Source organism: Trichocoleus sp. AS-A1 (assembly GCF_039962015.1).
Classification (GTDB): Bacteria; Cyanobacteriota; Cyanobacteriia; order Cyanobacteriales; family FACHB-T130; genus FACHB-T130.
Genome location: NZ_JAMPKG010000012.1, coordinates 53,469 through 71,712, shown reverse-complemented (window position 1 = coordinate 71,712; position 18,244 = coordinate 53,469). Strand labels below are relative to the sequence as shown.

The 18,244-nt window shown below is 47.3% G+C and carries 16 protein-coding genes and 1 pseudogene; 10 read left to right on the top strand and 7 right to left on the bottom strand.

Features of this window, described 5'->3' with window-relative positions; all coding sequences use genetic code 11:
• Nucleotide 1 precedes the first annotated feature (1 nt).
• From NC994_RS11440 to NC994_RS11415, 6 genes are all read left to right on the top strand, one after another.
• Complete coding sequence (locus NC994_RS11440; RefSeq protein ID WP_190437984.1) at nt 2-1,018, top strand: PEP-CTERM sorting domain-containing protein; 1,017 nt, start codon at nt 2-4, stop codon at nt 1,016-1,018.
• A 141-nt stretch (nt 1,019-1,159) separates the two neighbouring features.
• Nucleotides 1,160-2,047 carry a 2OG-Fe(II) oxygenase gene (locus tag NC994_RS11435; protein ID WP_347276950.1) on the top strand — a complete coding sequence of 296 codons (888 nt, stop codon included), beginning with the start codon at nt 1,160-1,162 and terminating at the stop codon, nt 2,045-2,047.
• A 277-nt stretch (nt 2,048-2,324) separates the two neighbouring features.
• Nucleotides 2,325-2,588, top strand: coding sequence for a glutaredoxin 3 (gene grxC, locus NC994_RS11430; protein ID WP_190437973.1), 264 nt, complete (start codon nt 2,325-2,327; stop codon nt 2,586-2,588).
• A gap of 96 nt (nt 2,589-2,684) precedes the next feature.
• Nucleotides 2,685-3,662, top strand: a complete 978-nt coding sequence (gshB, locus tag NC994_RS11425) for a glutathione synthase (protein ID WP_190437970.1) — start codon at nt 2,685-2,687, stop codon at nt 3,660-3,662.
• Nucleotides 3,659-4,795 (top strand): Gfo/Idh/MocA family oxidoreductase, encoded by a 1,137-nt coding sequence (locus tag NC994_RS11420; RefSeq protein WP_190437968.1) that lies wholly within the window; start codon nt 3,659-3,661, stop codon nt 4,793-4,795. Before gshB ends, NC994_RS11420 begins: the two co-directional genes overlap by 4 nt.
• A gap of 266 nt (nt 4,796-5,061) precedes the next feature.
• Nucleotides 5,062-6,270, top strand: coding sequence for a tetratricopeptide repeat protein (locus tag NC994_RS11415; RefSeq protein ID WP_190437966.1), 1,209 nt, complete (start codon nt 5,062-5,064; stop codon nt 6,268-6,270).
• Between the two features lie 48 nt (nt 6,271-6,318).
• Here NC994_RS11415 and NC994_RS11410 read toward each other — a convergent pair whose 3' ends face one another.
• The 3 genes and pseudogenes from NC994_RS11410 to NC994_RS11400 form a co-directional block, all read right to left on the bottom strand.
• Nucleotides 6,319-7,491, bottom strand: a complete 1,173-nt coding sequence (locus tag NC994_RS11410; RefSeq protein ID WP_190437964.1) for a GNAT family N-acetyltransferase — start codon at nt 7,489-7,491, stop codon at nt 6,319-6,321.
• A 34-nt stretch (nt 7,492-7,525) separates the two neighbouring features.
• Nucleotides 7,526-7,663 (bottom strand): annotated as a pseudogene (locus tag NC994_RS11405) (endo-1,4-beta-xylanase); the annotation flags it as partial.
• 21 nt (nt 7,664-7,684) lie between these two features.
• Nucleotides 7,685-7,855: a hypothetical protein gene (locus NC994_RS11400; protein WP_190437962.1), complete on the bottom strand. Its 171-nt coding sequence runs from the start codon at nt 7,853-7,855 to the stop codon at nt 7,685-7,687.
• Between the two features lie 53 nt (nt 7,856-7,908).
• Between NC994_RS11400 and NC994_RS11395 the strand changes: the two genes are divergently transcribed.
• Nucleotides 7,909-9,948 carry a serine/threonine-protein kinase gene (locus NC994_RS11395; RefSeq protein ID WP_347276949.1) on the top strand — a complete coding sequence of 680 codons (2,040 nt, stop codon included), beginning with the start codon at nt 7,909-7,911 and terminating at the stop codon, nt 9,946-9,948.
• A gap of 46 nt (nt 9,949-9,994) precedes the next feature.
• Here NC994_RS11395 and dprA read toward each other — a convergent pair whose 3' ends face one another.
• The 3 genes from dprA to NC994_RS11380 form a co-directional block, all read right to left on the bottom strand.
• Nucleotides 9,995-11,107, bottom strand: coding sequence for a DNA-processing protein DprA (gene dprA / locus NC994_RS11390; protein WP_190437955.1), 1,113 nt, complete (start codon nt 11,105-11,107; stop codon nt 9,995-9,997).
• Between the two features lie 220 nt (nt 11,108-11,327).
• Entirely contained in the window at nt 11,328-11,978 is a 651-nt protein-coding gene (locus tag NC994_RS11385; protein WP_190437941.1) for a DUF2301 domain-containing membrane protein, read from the bottom strand.
• A gap of 68 nt (nt 11,979-12,046) precedes the next feature.
• Nucleotides 12,047-12,850: an SAM-dependent chlorinase/fluorinase gene (locus NC994_RS11380; protein WP_190437939.1), complete on the bottom strand. Its 804-nt coding sequence runs from the start codon at nt 12,848-12,850 to the stop codon at nt 12,047-12,049.
• A 270-nt stretch (nt 12,851-13,120) separates the two neighbouring features.
• On the opposite strand from NC994_RS11380, the gene NC994_RS11375 reads away from it, so the two are divergent.
• Nucleotides 13,121-13,285, top strand: coding sequence for a hypothetical protein (locus NC994_RS11375; RefSeq protein ID WP_190427042.1), 165 nt, complete (start codon nt 13,121-13,123; stop codon nt 13,283-13,285).
• Between the two features lie 298 nt (nt 13,286-13,583).
• Here the strand turns inward: NC994_RS11375 and NC994_RS11370 are convergent, their stop codons facing one another.
• Nucleotides 13,584-14,951 (bottom strand): TldD/PmbA family protein, encoded by a 1,368-nt coding sequence (locus NC994_RS11370; protein WP_190438142.1) that lies wholly within the window; start codon nt 14,949-14,951, stop codon nt 13,584-13,586.
• A 256-nt stretch (nt 14,952-15,207) separates the two neighbouring features.
• Between NC994_RS11370 and NC994_RS11365 the strand changes: the two genes are divergently transcribed.
• Together NC994_RS11365 and NC994_RS11360 are read left to right on the top strand one after the other, a co-directional pair.
• Nucleotides 15,208-17,532 (top strand): MASE1 domain-containing protein, encoded by a 2,325-nt coding sequence (locus NC994_RS11365; protein WP_190437936.1) that lies wholly within the window; start codon nt 15,208-15,210, stop codon nt 17,530-17,532.
• Between the two features lie 21 nt (nt 17,533-17,553).
• Nucleotides 17,554-18,225: a DUF1361 domain-containing protein gene (locus NC994_RS11360; protein WP_190437933.1), complete on the top strand. Its 672-nt coding sequence runs from the start codon at nt 17,554-17,556 to the stop codon at nt 18,223-18,225.
• Nucleotides 18,226-18,244: the final 19 nt, after the last annotated feature.

Here is an 18,244-nt window from a genome sequence, read left to right as displayed (position 1 = left end):
GATGAAAAGGACAATCCCAACTCTACTTAGTTATTCCTTCGTGGCTGCTGGTGTTGCGATCGCATCTTCTGCATTTTCCCCAGCCAATGCTGCCTCTATGACTTTTAGCGCCTCTCCCTTCACAGGTTCTGCTGCTAAGGTCAACTTCACTTTGGATGATGCAATAGCAGGAGCAGGGAACGTTCAGTTTAAAGTGGATGTTGACAAGAGCGTATCGCTTGCCGACCTACGCGGAGTCTTCTTTAACATTCTTGATAACTCCCTCCTAAGCGGTCTGAGCGTAGTTGGTCAGAACCAAACAGGTAAAAACCAATTGATAACGGAGACGGACTATAGTACCAGCGGCAACCTTAGCACTGTTGGTCAAGCTAATTTGAATGGCGATGGAGGCAATCACTCATTTGAATTTGGCATAGAAATTGGTGAGCAAGGTCTGAAGGGCGGTAAGGACGACTTTCAAACGGCCGTTTTTACTCTGTCCCATGCCACAACAGCTTTAACCCTCGCTCAGTTTTACAGTCAGGACTTCGGAGTTCGCGTGATGAGCGTAGGCACTGGAAACAGTCGTGAGGGAAGTAGCAAACTAACAGCAACCGCCTCACCAGCACCTGCGAACCAGACTGGCGGTACAACTGGCGGTACAACTGGCGGTACAACTGGCGGTACAACTGGCGGTACAACTGGCGGTACAACTGGCGGTACAACTGGCGGTACAACTGGCGGTACAACTGGCGGTACAACTGGCGGCACAACTGGCGGCACAACTGGCGGCACAACTGGCGGCACAACTGGCGGCACAACTGGCGGCACAACTGGCGGCACAACTGGCGGCACAACTGGCGTTGATTACAGCAATGGCGGTACGGGAGTTGACTACGGTTCCGGCACCAACCCCAGTACCGGCGGCACTAAGAGTAACCCTAGACCAGTACCCGAACCCAGTACAGTGGGCGCACTCATGCTGACAAGTTTTGCAGCCATGCGGTTTGGCAAAAGACGGAAGACAAGCGCACAGTAGCGTTAGGAGCTAGTTAAGCGACTGTTTTACCTCCAGTAGAGATACATATTTCAAAAAGAGCTTCTCACTTCCGATACGGTGAGAAGCTTTTGCTCAGGGTGAATTGTACTTCAAGCCAAAAAAACTCAATGCGATAGGTATGTGAAAGTAGGAAAACTTATAGAAACATCTGTTGAAGTCAAAGAGATAAAAGTCAAACTTCTCTTGGCAGGGGGACATCAATACACTGTCTTGTTAAAATCAGACGCCCCTTTACTGGAAAATCTGGTAAAAACTGTTGTGGCTCGCTCTTACAAGCAAGAAGATGGTTTTTACGGGTTGTTCCAGATTCCGATTGACGAGGGTCGCGCTTCTCTGTGTTTTCCAAGCGAACATCTAGTTGGTGTAGTTACCGAACCCTCAGTTTTTGTCATGCAACAGGAACTGAAACCTCAACCAACGGATGTTTTAGCGTCTCCCTACGTGCAAATTGACAATTTTCTGACTCAAGAGGAACACAAACAACTACTCGACTATGTGTTTAAAAAAGAGCCAGCCTTTGTACCTACCAGCATTTCAACCGATGCGACTGATTATCGTCGGTCTATGGCTCTCTACTCTTTCCCTGAGTTTTCAGAACGGATAGTCAATCGCCTGCGAGCAATTTTACCGGATATATTTAGTAAATTAGGGATTCCATCATTTCCTGTATCTCAAATTGAGTCACAATTAACCTCTCACAATGATGGAAATTACTACAAAGTTCACAATGATAATGGTAGTCCTGATACTGCTACCAGAGAATTAACCTATGTTTACTACTTTTACCGAGAACCCAAAGCTTTCTCTGGTGGAGAGCTACTAATTTATGACAGCAAGATTGAAAATAACTTTTACGTGAAGGCTGATTCCTTTAAAACAGTTGAGCCTCGTAATAATAGCATTGTGCTTTTTCTCAGTCGTTATATGCATGAAGTATTACCTGTGCAATGTCCCTCAAAAGCCTTCGCAGATAGTCGCTTTACGATTAACGGATGGGTTCGACGTTGATATTTTTGCGCCTTCAGCCAGATTTTTTTCTCTAGCTTCAGCGCTAAGCAATATTAAATGGCTCTTTTTCCCTTAAGGATTGATTTCTGGGAAATTTCCACAAGAAGCTCTCCGCTTTGATTAAGCGGGGAGCTTTTTAGGATGGAGTGGGACTTCCGGTACGGGACGTGCTAACTAAGCGAACTAAGATTTTCAGTCAACTCTACTCGGAAAACAAGATATAGATGGGTTTGACTAGACTAAGATCAAGAAAAATTACTTAATATTTGAGGACAAGATGGCTCCTAAAGTGGAAATTTATACCTGGAGCAGCTGCCCCTTCTGCATCCGTGCCAAGGCTTTGCTCGATAAAAAAGGGGTTGATTATATCGAATACTGCATTGATGGGGATGAAGCAGCACGGGCGGAGATGGCAAAACGCGCAAATGGGCGGCGTTCCGTACCTCAGGTTTTTATCAACGATCGGCATATTGGGGGTTGCGATGATACCTATGCGCTAGAAGCTCAAGGCAAGCTCGATCCACTTCTACAATCAGCATAGTCATTCGTCATTTGTTATTCGTCCTGAGCCACTGTTTGCGGACAACGGACAGCGGACAACGGACAATGGACAAAAGACAAAAAGCTGATAGCTAACATGAAACTTGCTTTTATTATTGACCCCATCGAACGCCTAGATCCCGGTCACGATACCAGTGTGGCGCTGATGGAAGCAGCACAAGCACTGGGACACGAAGTTTGGATTACTCAGGCGAATTTATTGAGTGTGGGGGATGGCAAGGCTTGGGCGTTGCTTGAGCCGGTGCAACTGACGCCGGTGCAACTGGTGGAAGGACGCTGGGTGGCGGAGTCGCGATGGTTTTCTGTCGGCGATCGCGTCTTGCAACCGCTGGAGGCAATGGACGCGGTTTTCATGCGAACAGATCCGCCAGTAACCGTTCCTTACCTCTACGCCACCTACATTCTGGACTATATCGATCCAGCGAAAACATTGGTCATCAATGCCCCCAATGGGTTGCGGGCGGCAAATGAGAAGATGTACGCACTCCAGTTTAAGGAGGCGATTCCAGAAACGATTGTCAGTGCGGATAAGCAGGTGATCCGGCAGTTTCTGGAGGCAAAAGGGGCAGCAATCCTGAAGCCGTTGGGAAATAAGGCGGGGGAAGGAATTTTATTTTTAGATCCGAGCGATCGCAACTTTAATTCCCTGATAGAACTCAGTACCCTTCAGGCACGAGTTCCGGTGATGGTGCAAACTTACTTACCCGCCGCTAAAGAGGGAGACAAGCGAATTATCCTGCTCAATGGCGAACCGATTGGATCTGTGAATCGCATTCCTACAGGCAAGGAATTTCGCGGCAATATGGCAGTCGGGGGTAGAGTGGCTCAGACAGAAATTACCCAACGAGAGCGCGAAATCTGCGCCCAACTGGCTCCTACACTGCGCCAGGATGGTTTAATTTTTGTCGGGATTGATGTCATTGGCGGCTACCTCACGGAAGTGAATGTCACCAGTCCTACTGGCATCCGAGAAATTGACCGACTTGATGGCACCCGTCTCGGCTATCAAGTGATTGAATGGGTGGAAAAGTTTAGATCGGAAAACCCTGCATGACATTCAGCAATTCAGCCCAAGCATCGAACCCGATTGGCGTAGCAGTGGTGGGGACTGGATTTGGTCAAAAAATCCACATCCCCGGATTCCAGACACATCCGCGTACTCAGGTAGTTGCAGTTTACAACCGGGATTTGGATAAAGCGATCGCTCTCGCTTCTGCCCAGAATATCCCCCACGCTTGCGACACCCTAGAAGAAATCGTCGCCTTACCGGATGTCGCCGCTGTCAGTATTTCAACGCCGCCCTTTTTGCACTATGAAATGGCGAAGACGGTGTTGCAAGCTAGGAAGCATCTATTATTAGAAAAACCCACAGCCCTGTCAGCGACTGAGGCACGTCAGTTGTATCAGTTGGCGAGAGAAAACGGCGCGATCGCTACCCTCGATTTTGAATTTCGCTTTGTCCCCGCATGGCAGCGATTCGCGGAACTTTTAGCAGAAGGGTATGTAGGGCAACAACGCCTAATCAAGATTGATTGGCTGGTGTCGAGTCGTGCCGATGCCACGCGCCCGTGGAACTGGTATTCTCGGAAAGACCAGGGAGGAGGAGCATTGGGAGCCGTCGGTTCTCACGCTTTTGATTACATTAGCTGGTTGTTTGCACCTGTGCGGCGACTGTGTGCCCAGCTGATTACAGGAATTCCTTTTCGTCCAGACTCGAACACGGGTGAAATGAAGCCGGTGGATGCGGATGATACGTGTATGCTGATGCTGGAACTGGCGGATGGGACGCCTTGCCAACTGTGTATCAGTTCGGTTGTCTATGCATCCCGGACACACGGGATCGAAGTTTATGGCGATCGCGGTACATTAGTCTTGGGCAGTGAAAATCAGAAAGATTACGTACATGGTTTTCGCCTCTGGGCGGCACCTGCGGGTAAATCCCTCGCTGAGGTGGAAATTCCGCATCGGCTGGCGTTTCCCCAAACCTATACGGATGGGCGTCTGGCACCCTTTATCCGAGTTGTAGACAACTGGGTGCAGGCAATTGACGCCGGGAAAGCGATCGCGCCATCGCTGCGAGAGGGAGTTTATTCCCAGCTGTTGATGGATTTAGCCCATGAATCCCATCAGACGGGTTGCTGGGTGGATGTGCCAAGTTTGGACACTTTCCTGGCCAGTCGCTCATAGCGACAGTCAACGTAGGAGATTAAGCTTCAAATACAGTTAAGTTAACGTTTTGAGGCAACCTATTTGCACCCCCTTCGCCTCCTGAAAAAGGAGATTTTTTTCTCATCGCCCCCAATTTATCAGCGGGTTGGGGGATCTTCTTTCAAATACTGATTTATCTAAACGTATTTAACCCGAACCGGATCGCGTTGCAACTTTGCCATTTGCCTCGCGGCTGAGTTAGATTAAAACATCTTTTCAACCGCTTTTCCTCAGGGTGGGCAGCAATGTTACCTGTCGCAGTTTTCGTCTGTCTTGGCTGGATCGTGTCTGTTTGTATACACGAGTTTGGTCATGCGGTAGTTGCTTATTGGGGCGGGGATACCTCAGTTAAAGATAAGGGGTATTTGACCCTGAATCCCCTCAAATATACCGATCCAACTTTGAGTTTGGTTCTGCCCGTCGTCTTTCTTCTCATCGGTGGGATTGCCTTACCGGGTGCCGCAGTTTACATCAATCAAAGCCAATTACGCAATCGTTGGTGGAAAAGTGCTGTCTCCGCAGCGGGTCCCATCGCTAGTGTAATCGTGACTTTATTGCTCACGATTCCCTTTTGGCTGGGTTGGGTGACGCCATTCAGCCAACACTGGATTGGCCCAGCTTTAGCATTTCTAATTATTCTACAAATCTCCGTTATTCAGTTCAACTTTCTGCCAATTCCGCCGCTGGATGGTTATGGCATTATCGAGCCGTGGTTGCCGAATCAAACTCAAATTAAACTGAGAAAGCTGAGCAAATATGGAATTATTGCCCTCTTCATTCTGCTTTCATTCGTAAAACCGTTAAATCTGCTTTTTTGGAAATCAGCTTTTACAATTGGGGCACTGCTTGGTGTTCCAATGGAATTGGTATGGAAGGGATACGCATCTTTCAACGCTGATTCCGGCATTTTGTTATTAGCGGCGATTGGTGTTTTTTTGCTAATTCGTAGAGTCATGAATCCGCATCATGCTTGTTATGAAAAAGGCAATCAGCTACTTAAATCTCAACGGTACGAAGAAGCGATCGCTTCCTATGACAAAGCCATTAAACTAAAACATGATTTTTGGGAAGCGTGGCACCATCGAGCCTGGGCGTTAGGAAGCCTACAACGGTATAAAGAAGCGATCGCTTCCTACGAGCAAGCAATTGTCCTCAAACCAGATAACCCCGCTATCTGGACGGACTGGAGTGGGGCACTCGCTGCATTGCAACGATACGAAGAAGCGATCGCCTGTTGTGACAGAGCCATCGAAATCAATCCTCACTACCCTTATGCTTGGTATAACAAAGCTTGCTTCTGTGCCCTACAAGGCAAAGCTTCTTTAGCGCTTGATTCTCTAGAACAGGCAATTAATCTCGATCCCAATACATTTAAAACTTATGCCAAAAATGAATCAAGTTTTTATCGAATTCGCCAACATGAGCGGTTCAAAAAAATGATTGGTGAATTGTAGCTAGTAGGATAATAGCCATTGCCTACCTTGCTGCTAACTAATGAGCCGCTAAAAATGATCTGGCATCCACGGTTCGGGACTGGCAAAGAGCAGCATGGCGGTCGATAAAGAATCGGCATCCCCTTCAATTTTCCCAATCGTTTGTAACTGATGAGCTGTCAGTAACCCTGTGAATAAAGGTGATAAGCCTCGCACATCTAACCGTAATTCACCGCGTCCGCCTCTTGTCACTTCACCGCGTCCGCCGGAAACTGCCAAAACAAATTTTCCATTGTTATCGGGCAATACATTATCTTGAATCTCAAGATGTAATTCGGCTTCTAACCCAATCGGATAGCCGCGCATTGATAGTGCTTTTGGCACATCAACGACTCGCACCAACCATCGTTCTAAATGGGCAATTTTGTAAGTTTGTTCTGTGAGTAAAGACAAAAGCGGGTCTCCTGCCTGACCTTGCCAAATCACCTTGTCTGCGAGAGAACGGTGATCGGCAAAGAAAGTCCACAAACGACGTGCTGCTGCTGGTGTTAATGCCACCATGTCTCTGACTTCAAGGTGATAGCTTGTGTCGCCCCTCTTTTGGCTGAAAATGATGTAACCTTCTGCTTTGTCTTCAAAGCCAATCCGGTAGGCGTAAATCACGTCTTCTGGGGACTCGACAATGCCTTGCCAAATGGCTTGGTGGCGATCCAAGTTGCCACTGGAAGCGATCGCTCGTTGACGGTAGAGTTCGTGAAATTCGTGGTGAGTCGCTTCCACGCGCTGCATCGGCAAAGTGCGATCTTTGAGCAGAATCGTCTCTGTCGGCACCGTCAAACGGCAATAGTTCCCAGCTTGTTCGTAACCTACTTTCCGATAAAGGGCGCTGGTAGAGGCGTAGAGCGTCGATAGGGGAATTCCCTTAGCGTGACACTCCTTAACAATATTAGTCATCAGCGCCGCCGCTACCCCTGTGCCTCGATACTCTGGCGCAATGCCCACGGCGGCAATTCCGGCGATTGGTACGCGAGAACCTCCGAACCACTGACCCATGTTGAGAATGCCTAAGCCCCCAGCCGCCTGCCCTCCTTGGAGGATGACGCGGAAGTTCTCCAACCCAATCCGATTTAAATACATCTGCCAGCTATCTGGCGGTGAATTGAAGCACTGGGTTAAGATTTGCCCAAGCTGTTTAGCTTCTTCAGAGTTAGAAATCGTGCCGAATTCAAAGTTAGTTGTCATATTAGGCTGCTAATTGCTGATTAATTTTTTACGATCAGCCATCATTATCTGCGTCTGTGAAATCGAAGCGAACCGAAGGTCGTCCTTGGAGGATATCGCGTTCTGGATGAACTGCCTGAAACTTCATCCTATTCTCTGCCACGATGGGATTGAACTCACGCGCCACCACCTCCCGATAGGTAGAATCGTGACATCAGGGTTGCATCGCCACCGCCCTACTCATTCCAATCCCCCGCGTGTCTGCTAGCGATCGCAGCGAAATAGTCGCCGTATTCGCTGGTTTTGTAATCGCACCGTGCCCAAGAAAAAGCATCAAAACTGTAGCCGTCAGAAGCATTAAAGCTAATAAAAATTGGCGTTTCATGCTTGAATTCTACAGAGAAAATTGAGGGGCACATTTATCATAGACTCAACCAGATGTTGCATCTTCTACCTATGAGCTGTTGCCTCAACCCTGATTGTCAGAATCCTCTAAATCCTGATACGACAAAGTTTTGCCGAAGTTGCGGGGCAAAACTCATGCCGTTGCTGAGAGGACACTATCGCATTATCCAGCTTATTTCCAATGAGGGAGGATTTGGTAGAACTTATCTGGCAGAAGACATAGATAGGATGAATGAACCCTGCGTTGTCAAGCAATTTAGACCCCAAGTCCAAGGAACTGCGGCACTCAACAAGTCTATTCAACTGTTTAAACAAGAGGCAAAGCGTTTGCAAGAGATGGGACATCATCCGCAGATTCCCACGCTCTATGGCTATTTTGAAGAAGGAAATTATTTATATTTAGTGCAGGAGTTTATCGATGGGCAGGATTTATTGCAGGAGTTGCAACAACAAGGTGCTTCCAGTGAAAAACAGATTCGAGAGATGTTGCTGGATATTTTACCTGTTCTCAAATTCGTTCATGATAAAAATGTAATCCACAGAGATATCAAACCCGAAAATATTATGCGTTGCCGCTTAACAAGGGGAGGAAAGCGGGAGTTAGTACTGATTGATTTTGGTGCAGCTAAGCAGATAACAGCAATAAAGGCAACTCAACGAGGTACAAAAATTGGTTCTTTCGGATATACTTCCTACGAACAAATGCAAGGGGGTGAAGTTTATCCAGCTAGCGATTTATTTAGTTTAGGTGTAACTTGTTTTCATTTGCTAAGTAATGTCAATCCCCACTTATTATTTCTTGATTATGGCTACGATTGGGTTTGTCAATGGCGGAAATACATAAAATCTTCAATTAGTAGTAATTTGGTTAATATATTAGATAAGCTATTGCAAAAAAATGTTGATTGCCGCTACCATTCGGTAGACGAGGTTATTCATGATTTGATGCGGAGTCCGCAAAATTTAACGCCTAAAATATCTGTAGCGCCGCCTAGAAGTAATAACCCTTTTAAAATTACGTCTTCAGCGGTTACACTGGTTAGAAACAACTTTTTAAATCAAGTTTTAGCAGGTAGTACCACGTTAATATTATTGTTATTTGGATATAGTTATTTTAAACACGCCAATCTAAATAATTTTTCAATTAGTAATCTAACGTTAAGTCCGAATCAACCAATTTTTAGAAAAAAATTTGCTTTAGCGAACACTTTAAAGGGACATTCAAAGTCGGTTGCTTCTGTCACCATCAGTCCAAATGGAGAGATGCTAGCTAGTGGGAGTTTAGACAATACGATTAAATTGTGGAATCTGAACACGGGGCAGGAAATTTACACTTTGAAGGGGCATTCAAAGTCAGTGGGTGCTGTTGCCATCAGTCCAGATGGACAAATTCTGGCTAGTGGCAGTTGGGACAACACGATTAGATTGTGGAACCTTAAAAAAGCAGATAAAGTTCGCACGTTAATCGGGCATTCGAGCCAGGTTGTTTCTGTCGTATTCAGTCCCAATGGAGAGATTTTAGCGAGTAGCAGTTTAGATAATACGATTAAATTATGGGATTTAAAAACAGGTCAGGAAATTCACAATTTAAGTGGGCATTCTAACTGGGTTGTTTCTATTGCTTTTAGCCCAGATGGACAGATGCTAGCGAGTGGCAGTTGGGATAATACGGTTAAATTGTGGAATTTGAATAATGGGCAGGAAATTCGCACGTTGCATGGGCATTCAAACTATGTTAATTCGGTTGCCTTTAGCCCGGATGGACAGATGCTAGCGAGTGGCAGTTGGGATAATACGGTTAAATTATGGAATTTGAATAATGGGCAGGAAATTCGCACGTTGCATGGACATTTAAAAGCGGTTTATGCTGTCAGATTCAGCCCAGATATGCAAACCCTTGCCAGTGGTGGTATGGACGATACGATTAAATTGTGGAATCCAAACACTGGCAGGGAACTCTACACCCTTAAAGGACATTTTAACAACGTTGTTTCCCTGGCTTTCAGCGGCGATGGACGGACGCTGGCGAGTGGAAGTCAGGACTTTAGTATCAAAATTTGGCGGGTGCAGTAGCAATTTAAGATATTCGATTTGGGATTGGTAAGGGTAGCGATCGCGCTTAAGATTTCTGATACCTCATCCCCGGCAATTGCGACACTAACCCCATGAGTTCTAACTGCAACAGCGCACTGGAGACTGAGTTAGCTGGCTTACCCGTTTGCTGCACAATTAAATCAAAAGCTGTAGGTTCTGAGGAAATTGCTTGCCAAATCTGTTTGAGTTCTGGTTCCAAATCAGGTACAGGAGGCTGATTAAATAAGTCTAGCTGTTGCACTGGATCGAGTTTTGGAATCGCTCCCAGCATCTCTAATAAATGATTTTCATCTAGAAAAGGCGTCGCTCCCTTACTGATTAATTTTAAACAACCAAGGGACTGCCGATCGTCCAACCTTGCAGGCAAAGCATAGACATCTCGACAGAATTCATTGGCATAATCAGCAGTAATTAATGAACCGGATCGCGTAGGCGCTTCCATTACCAGCACCGCACGACTCAACCCGGCGATAATCCGATTGCGAGGGGGAAAGTGTTCGCGCTTCGGTTGGGTGCCAGCAGGATACTCACTCAGCGCTAACCCGCGATCGCATATCTGTTCGTATAGGGACTTGTTGCGCCAAGGATAGACGACATCCACGCCAGTACCAAAAACTGCCAGCGTCCTTCCCCCAGCTTCTATACAGACGCGATGCGCTTCCGTATCAATGCCATCTGCCATTCCCGAAACAATCGTGAAGCCGCTTTTCGTCAAAGCAGCGGTAATTTTGCCAGTCCAGCGTCTGCCATACTCAGAGGGTTGACGAGTACCGACAATGCCAATCGTTGGCGTAATGCCATGATTCTCCTGGAGTTGCACTTTGCCGCGATAATACAGCACTGGCGGCGGGGTAGGCGTCTCTAGGAGTAAACGCGGATAGTCAGCATCCGCAGGCGTCCAGAAACAGGGATTTTTTACCAAGTGTTCTTCTAAAAATTGTTGGGGATGCAGGCGCGATCGCTTCTCTACCACCCCTTCAATTGTTTGACGCCCAAAACCCTCCACCTCCCTCAAAGCGGCTGGATTGGCTTTCCAGGCTTCACTGAGCGTGCCAAAATGCTGGTGCAAGCGCCTGAGCAAAATTGGGCCAATTCCAGGGATTTGCGACCATGCTAGCCAGAAGGCACGTTCTTCCATGACAGTTAAATGATTGGCAATACAGGAAACCTAACTCCCCTCCTTTAGTAGATTTTGTTGGCGAATTTTCGCTTTAACGTTTCCCTGCGAGGGGAGAGGCTAATGATTTCCCCTTCCCTCGCAGGGAAGGGGGTTAGGGGGTTAGGTTTTAATTCGCCAACAGCTTCCTAGCAGGGGAGGAGTTGGGGAGAAGTCATTTTATTGGGTTGAATCGCTTTCCTCAAGCCTTCGCCGAATGCTGTTGTTTGAGATAGACAAACACCGACTTATCACCAATATCCGGTGGAATTTCTTGCACAACCTTACGCAAGGCAAATATGACAAATAGAATTGCCCAAACTGCCAATAATCCCCGTTCTACTGACACTGGCAATACACCCGTCAGGTGTCCCAAAAGCAACATTGGCAGCAAAGGCGTGAGAACTTTAGTTTCTAGACGGTTGAAGCAAAAGGCTTCTTTGAAATAAATTCCCGTTAATGCCGCAAAGGTGAAGCCGACTCCAAAAAGGGTTATTGGGTGATTGTAGACAAATAGGGCGAGAGGTTCGCTACTTTGCAGCGCCAGGACTGTGGCTGATAAAACACCAATTGCCCAAAAAGCTTGAAGGAGTCGGTGTAGCGGTTCTAGGTAAATATGGATGGTAAATAAACTGACGCCCAATGCCAAACAAAAACAGCCGTACAGCGGGGTGAGGAGTGACAATCCCATGTTTGTCTTTAGCACCAGAAAGCTACCTAAAGCAAAGCTTAAAGCCGCTACCATTAAGCCGCTACGGTAAACGATCACGCCAGTGCGATCGCTCTCGGTTATCGTAAATTCGCCAAACTGACCTTGGTAAACTGTCGAGTCAGACACATTTAACTGAGTCATAAAACCTATCCGAAAATTGCTATACAATATCAGCGATGCGGATGTATAAATCCCGATTAGGAATTGAATTAATCCAGATGAAGAAGCACCTCATCTCCCCAGTCTAGTTGCAGTTGCGACTGAGCATTGCCTCCGTTGACAGCAATTTCGACCCAACCGTGACTGCCAATTAAAGCGATCGCTTCTCCGGTTGGACTGTCGCTGTAAGTCTGGCAACTGGGTAGCCTAAATCCCACAACCACAGACCAGATTTTTCCTTGGACGAAGGTACCTGGAATATTTGTAATTAAGTTGCCAAAGCGATCGATATACTGAATGCAACCCGTGATACCCGCCTCTGTCTGGCTGCATTCAGGGATGGGCAGTTGAACTACGCTGGCTGGATCGATAGCGTCTCCCAGTTGTTCTAGTGGAACGCCGCTGGCAAGATGGGCACCTACGGGGGCAAAGATATCTCGACCGTGAAACGTTGAACTGGCTTCGTTTGTGCGCCAATAGTCGGGGTTCGTGAGTTCGACAGCGGCAATTTCTAGTAAGGACGGAGAAACCCCACTATTACTCAGAATGCCACTAAATAGCCCATTATCGGGTCCCACCAGGAAACCATCTGCAAGTTTAACTGCGATCGCTCTGCGGCTACTTCCCACTCCTGGATCGACAACAGCAATATGCACTGTCCCTTTCGGGAAATAAGGGTAGGCATTCATCAAACAAAACCTTGCGGCTGTAATATTCTGAGGGGGAATCTCATGGGTGAGATCCACCACCGTCAGCGTCGGGTTGATTTGAGCAATCGCGCCTTTCATCACCCCTACATATACATCGCTTAAGCCAAAATCGCTCGTCAGAGTAACGATCCGGTTTTGATACATCTTTGTTAAGAAGGATTCTTTGTGCCAAGCGCGGGTGCGATGCTGTTGATGCAACCAGAACGCGCGGTGGTTTGAACGTCTTTTTTGAACGTTTTCAGAGTCTAGCTTACCTTCAGCAAGGGCAATCGCTCTCAAACCCGTATTCGTTGCAAAGCTTTAACCCTTAACGCTAGCTAACAAACTATGAATATTCTGTAACAAAAACTACCATTTTTTGGGGATTTAGGCTATATTAGGAAAGTAGCAGATACCTCAAGTCGGTTAAAAATAATGTCCATTATGAACGGAAGACGCCAAGATAACCAGAAAAATGCGGCTGCGGCTCACCGCGAAAACATTCAAAAAAGCTTGCAGCATCGTCTAGAAATTGCCAGAGCCAAAGGTGACGAAGCTTTGATTCGCCAGTTGGAAGCGGAAGCCAACTACTTCCACTAAACCTGAATTAAGTGATACTCTCAGTCTCAAATACCGAGCCTTCGGAGTCTGCTGTTTCCGTGCAAGTGTACTGGGGCAAAACCGCCACAAATGCCATGCTATGCACGTTAATTAAATAAAACAAAAGGGGATGCCGTTTACTAGCGGCATCCCCTTTTTGATTAGAGCGTCTATCGATTCAGATCCCCGACTTCCCTAAGAAGTCGGGGATCTCGCGTTCACGAATCATTTAGAATTGCTATACGGTAATGGGTCATTGGAGAAAGGGAGAGAATTCTTCATAGCTTCCCGGTTCCTCCTAGCGACCGCCCACCACGACATTTTTAATTCGCAGATGGGGACCCCCCACACTCACGGGTAGAGGCATTTGTCCGCCTTTCCCGCACCCACCATTAATATAGATGGAGTCGTTCCCAATCGCCTCAATATCTTTAAGCGTTTGGAAGACATTGCCAGTCAGACTGACATCAGTCACTCTTTCAGCTATCTTGCCATTGCGAATCATATAGCCTTCAGCAGCGGCAAAGGTAAACATCTCGCCGTTGGTTTGTCCGCCAAGCATCCGCACCGCATAGACGCCTTCCTCGATATCCCCAATCATGTCATCGAAGGAGTGTTCCCCCGGTTCAATGCCGGTATTGGTCATCCGCACCAACGGAGGATAAGTCGCGTTAAGTGCCCTAGCGTTGCCAGTCGGAGCTTCGTGCAGCTTGCCAGCAGTTTCGCGGTTATGCAAGCGCTGGGTGAGGATGCCGTCTTTAATTAAATATTTGCGTTGAGCGGGGACGCCTTCATCGTCATACTTGAGAGAACCAGGTAAATCGGGCATCGTGGCATCATCAACCACATTCAGTTGTTTGATGGCTAAGGGTTTGCCTAGAGTAAGCAATTCCTGCATCCGGGGGTTTTCGTAGACAAAATCAGCTTCCGAAAGATGTCCAAAAGCTTCGTGAATGAAGACACCCGCGAGATATGGGTCGAGAACGACGGTATATTGTCCGCCTTTGACTGATTTGGCTTCCAATTGACCGACAGCGCGTTTGGCGGCTCCCAGTACCTGGTCTTCAATTCCTTCGAGAATGTTATAGTCTGTGCGGGAATGGACAGATTCAAAGCCTTGGCGGGGGGCAGAACCTTCTTCCCTAGCGATCGCCCCAAATCGACCCGACACATCCAAGCGTTCTTGGGCAATACAGGTGCCGAGAGAATTGGCAAAATAGGTGATGCCGAAGCGATCGCGCAAATTCACCATTGTCGTTTGAATTCGGGGGTCAAAATCTAGCAGCAGTTGGTTATATCCCTCCAATAACCGCCGCTTTTCTGCCAGAGAAACCCCACGTGGATCGCGCCCGATTTCCACCGCCACATAATCTTGAATGGGTTCCACTGGCGCTAGCATCGTCGTTTCTTTTCCGACCAGATGCGCTTGAGAAATCGCTTCTTCAATCCGGTCTTTCAACTCAGCTAAACCATTGAAAGTGACAAAACTCCAGCCGCCCATGTGGCAAGCGCGAATGCCCCCAGCCAGGGTAAAGTTACGATCTACGGCATCCAGCTGATGACCGCGAAAGGAGATAGAGGTAGACTCACTTTGTTCTAAGCGAATTTCTAGATAATCTACCGCTGTGCGATAAGGAGCGATCGCTGCCTGCAACCGATCTTGCATAGAAGTTTCCACTTTTTAATCCTTTTATTTAGCCCCTGATAGGGATTCTAGGCGATTGTTAGGGCAGGCTGCTTAAATCGATTGGCACTGGATTATTGCTTAATTTGTACTAAACCGAAGGTGAAATCAGATTAATTATCGGATTTCTCCCTTCAGTTAAAAATTTGTCTATATTTACCTTTGCAACATCTAGCTCAGCGGATTATGGTTGCAAGGAGAAAACATCTCGCATTTTGAACCCCTAAACCGCCGTATTATGTCCCAAACTCGGCTTTGGCGATACTTAGCCAGCGTCGCCATACTGACTGCCATCTACATTGGTGCAGCAAAACTATCACTGGCGCTTCCGGTGTTGAATAAGTACGTAACGCCGGTTTGGCCTCCGGCGGGGATTACCCAAGGCGTGCTGTTTATCGGGGGGCGAAAGCTTTGGCCTGGAGTCGTGCTAGGTGAATTTTTATTTGCCAAAGTAGTTCTGCACGTACCCCTATCTGTTGCCATTGCTGGCAGCTTGGCTACCACCTTGCAGGCTCTAGTCGGGGTCACGTTGCTTCTTTCGATTCGTTTGCGCCCCTCTCTGGATCGCCTGCGAGATGTTTTCGGTTTTCTCGGCTTGTCTGTGATGCTGTCTACTCTAGTCGCTTCCACTCTGGGTTTGACGACTCTTTGCTGGGCAAATCTTATCCCTTGGAGCGACTATGCGACGACGTGGTGGACGTGGTGGTTAGGGGATGGCATGGCAGTTTTAGTGTTAGTCCCGGCGATCTTGACTTGGAGTGTCCTTCCTCGCTTAGACACAAGACGAGAGCGAATCATCGAGGCGATGCTTTTGCTGACTTTGCTTGCAACCGTCACCCAGTCAGTTTTCTTCGCCAAAACTGCTACAGCGATCGCTCACTATCCCCTTGCCTACATGCCCTTCCCTTTGGTCGCTTGGGCAGCCCTCCGATTTAATCAGCAAGGCGCTGTATTGGCAACTCTACTTGTCTCCTGCATTGCTATCTGGGGCACCGCCTTGGGGGATGGGCCGTTTGCGGCAGTTGCCATTAATACCGACCAAGCTTTGCAATTTTTACAAGCCTTCATGGGCGTTATCGCAGTCACTGCTTTGGTTTTGGGGGCGGCGGTTGCGGAACGCGCCTCAGCTGAAGCGTCACTGCGCTCTAGCGAAGCCAGTCTCGCCAACGCCCAACGGATCGCCCATCTCGGTAACTGGGATTTAGACTTGGTTAAACAACAACTGCGATGGTCGGATGAACTTTATCGCATCTTGGGTTTTTCCCCAGCAGAATTTGAGCCAAGTATGGAACGATTGCTGACATCCGTTCACCCAGATGACCGAGAACGGGTCAGAGAATTGATAGACGCCGCATCGTATTTCAAGCAAGCCTTCAGCACTGACTTTAGAGTTGTTTTATCCGATCGTTCTGAGCGCATTGTCCACGGCACTGGCAAAATTATTCAGGAGCAAGGAGGGAAAGCCGCTCGACTCATCGGCACGATTCAAGACGTTACAGAACAAAAAAGAATCGAGCAAGCACTGCTGCAATCGGAAGCTCAATTACTCGAACTTGCCCACAATCTCGATCGGAAAGTAACCGAAAGAACTCTGGAGTTAGAAGAAAAGAATAATGAACTCGCGCGATCGCTCACCTCGCTCAAACAAGCCCAACAGCAATTAATTCAAGCTGAAAAAATGTCAAGTTTGGGGCAATTAGTAGCAGGAATTGCTCATGAAATTAATAACCCCATTAACTTTATCACTGGCAATATTAGCCATATTACTGCTTATATTCAAGACCTCCTCGACATCCTGAACCTTTACCAGCAAAATTATCCCACCCCACCCCCGGCGATTCAAGCGTATAGCGAAACGGTTGAACTGGACTTTGTGATTGAGGATTTACCGAATCTTCTAGAGTCCATGAAAACGGGTGCAGAACGTATCCGTCAGATTGTGATATCCTTACGCAGCTTCTCCCGTCTGGATGAAGCCGATATGAAGCCGGTGGATATTCATGAAGGCATCGATAGTACGTTGCTAATTTTACAGCGTCGCCTGAAAGCGCGTCCGGGACATCCAGGCATCGAAGTGGTTAAAAATTACGGTGACTTACCCCTCGTGGAGTGCTATCCGAAACAACTCAATCAGGTGTTTCTCAACCTGCTTAGTAATGCCATTGATGCCTTAGAAGAAAGAATGAAAGAGGAAGAAAAGGTCAAGGATGAAATTACCCTTTCAGGATTTTCATCTCAGCCGTTTGCGATCGCCCTCACCACCCAAATTTTGTCACCTACTCAGGTGCAGATTGAAATTTCCGACAATGGCATCGGCATGACTCCGGAAGTCAAAAACCATATTTTTGAACCATTTTTTACCACCAAACAAGTCGGCAAAGGCACCGGCTTAGGTTTATCGACTTGCTATCAAATTGTGGTAGAAAATCATCAAGGACAACTCATCTGTCTATCGCAGCCAGGATTAGGGGCAACATTCCAGATCGTCATCCCCCTGCGGCAGAGTGGTCATCCCGGAATCAGTAGTTATACTGGTAGCTTCAATGTGAACTCAAACTGCTGATTCAACAATGAGACAGCGCGTATGAAATTTGAGCTGATTCGCTGGACTTCACATATATTGCGGGTTTTGTCCCGCAATCTGGACTGGATGACGTGGAATCTGTTTCTGGCGTTTATCCCTCTGCTGTTGAGTATTTGGCTATTTCGCAGCAGGCAAAAGCGATCGCTCATCTGGTGGGCGGGAGTCTTAGTTTTTATCGCGTTTTTGCCGAATGCGCCCTATTTGTTGACAGATATCATTCACTTGATTCATGATATTCGCGCTAACTACTCGGTGTGGATGATTACGCTAGTTCTCATCCCCCAGTATTTGCTAGTTATCCTGGCTGGCTTTGAAGCTTACGTTATATCTTTAATTAATCTAGGTTACTATTTACATCGCCACGAACGTAGTAAATACATTCTTTGGATGGAGCTAACTTTGCACGGTCTTAGCGCTGTTGGCATTTATTTAGGGCGATTCCTACGCTTCAACAGTTGGGATTTTGTTACTCAACCGGATGCCGTATTTACTAGCGTGCTGGATGACTTGGTCGGCAAATGGCCTGTGGTGGTCATGGTTGTCACCTTTGTCATAATTTCTGGCTTGTACTGGCTGATGAAGCAGGTGACTTTGGGGATAATTTTGCGAAGGCGGTTAAAAGCTATCCAGTCGCCATCCAATCACAATCATACGGACTCCCCGACAGCTTAAGCGTTTGTTTCTTTCAAGC

Bases quoted from the DNA above. Each gene is read 5' to 3' on its own strand.
- NC994_RS11440 (WP_190437984.1), top strand. From the start codon at position 2: ATGAAAAGGACAATCCCAACTCTACTTAGTTATTCCTTCGTGGCTGCT.
- grxC (WP_190437973.1), top strand. From the start codon at position 2,325: ATGGCTCCTAAAGTGGAAATTTATACCTGGAGCAGCTGCCCCTTCTGC.
- gshB (WP_190437970.1), top strand. From the start codon at position 2,685: ATGAAACTTGCTTTTATTATTGACCCCATCGAACGCCTAGATCCCGGT.
- NC994_RS11420 (WP_190437968.1), top strand. From the start codon at position 3,659: ATGACATTCAGCAATTCAGCCCAAGCATCGAACCCGATTGGCGTAGCA.
- NC994_RS11415 (WP_190437966.1), top strand. From the start codon at position 5,062: ATGTTACCTGTCGCAGTTTTCGTCTGTCTTGGCTGGATCGTGTCTGTT.
- NC994_RS11410 (WP_190437964.1), bottom strand. From the start codon at position 7,491: ATGACAACTAACTTTGAATTCGGCACGATTTCTAACTCTGAAGAAGCT.
- NC994_RS11400 (WP_190437962.1), bottom strand. From the start codon at position 7,855: ATGAAACGCCAATTTTTATTAGCTTTAATGCTTCTGACGGCTACAGTT.
- NC994_RS11395 (WP_347276949.1), top strand. From the start codon at position 7,909: ATGTTGCATCTTCTACCTATGAGCTGTTGCCTCAACCCTGATTGTCAG.
- dprA (WP_190437955.1), bottom strand. From the start codon at position 11,107: ATGGAAGAACGTGCCTTCTGGCTAGCATGGTCGCAAATCCCTGGAATT.
- NC994_RS11385 (WP_190437941.1), bottom strand. From the start codon at position 11,978: ATGACTCAGTTAAATGTGTCTGACTCGACAGTTTACCAAGGTCAGTTT.
- NC994_RS11380 (WP_190437939.1), bottom strand. From the start codon at position 12,850: ATGTATCAAAACCGGATCGTTACTCTGACGAGCGATTTTGGCTTAAGC.
- NC994_RS11375 (WP_190427042.1), top strand. From the start codon at position 13,121: ATGTCCATTATGAACGGAAGACGCCAAGATAACCAGAAAAATGCGGCT.
- NC994_RS11370 (WP_190438142.1), bottom strand. From the start codon at position 14,951: ATGCAAGATCGGTTGCAGGCAGCGATCGCTCCTTATCGCACAGCGGTA.
- NC994_RS11365 (WP_190437936.1), top strand. From the start codon at position 15,208: ATGTCCCAAACTCGGCTTTGGCGATACTTAGCCAGCGTCGCCATACTG.
- NC994_RS11360 (WP_190437933.1), top strand. From the start codon at position 17,554: ATGAAATTTGAGCTGATTCGCTGGACTTCACATATATTGCGGGTTTTG.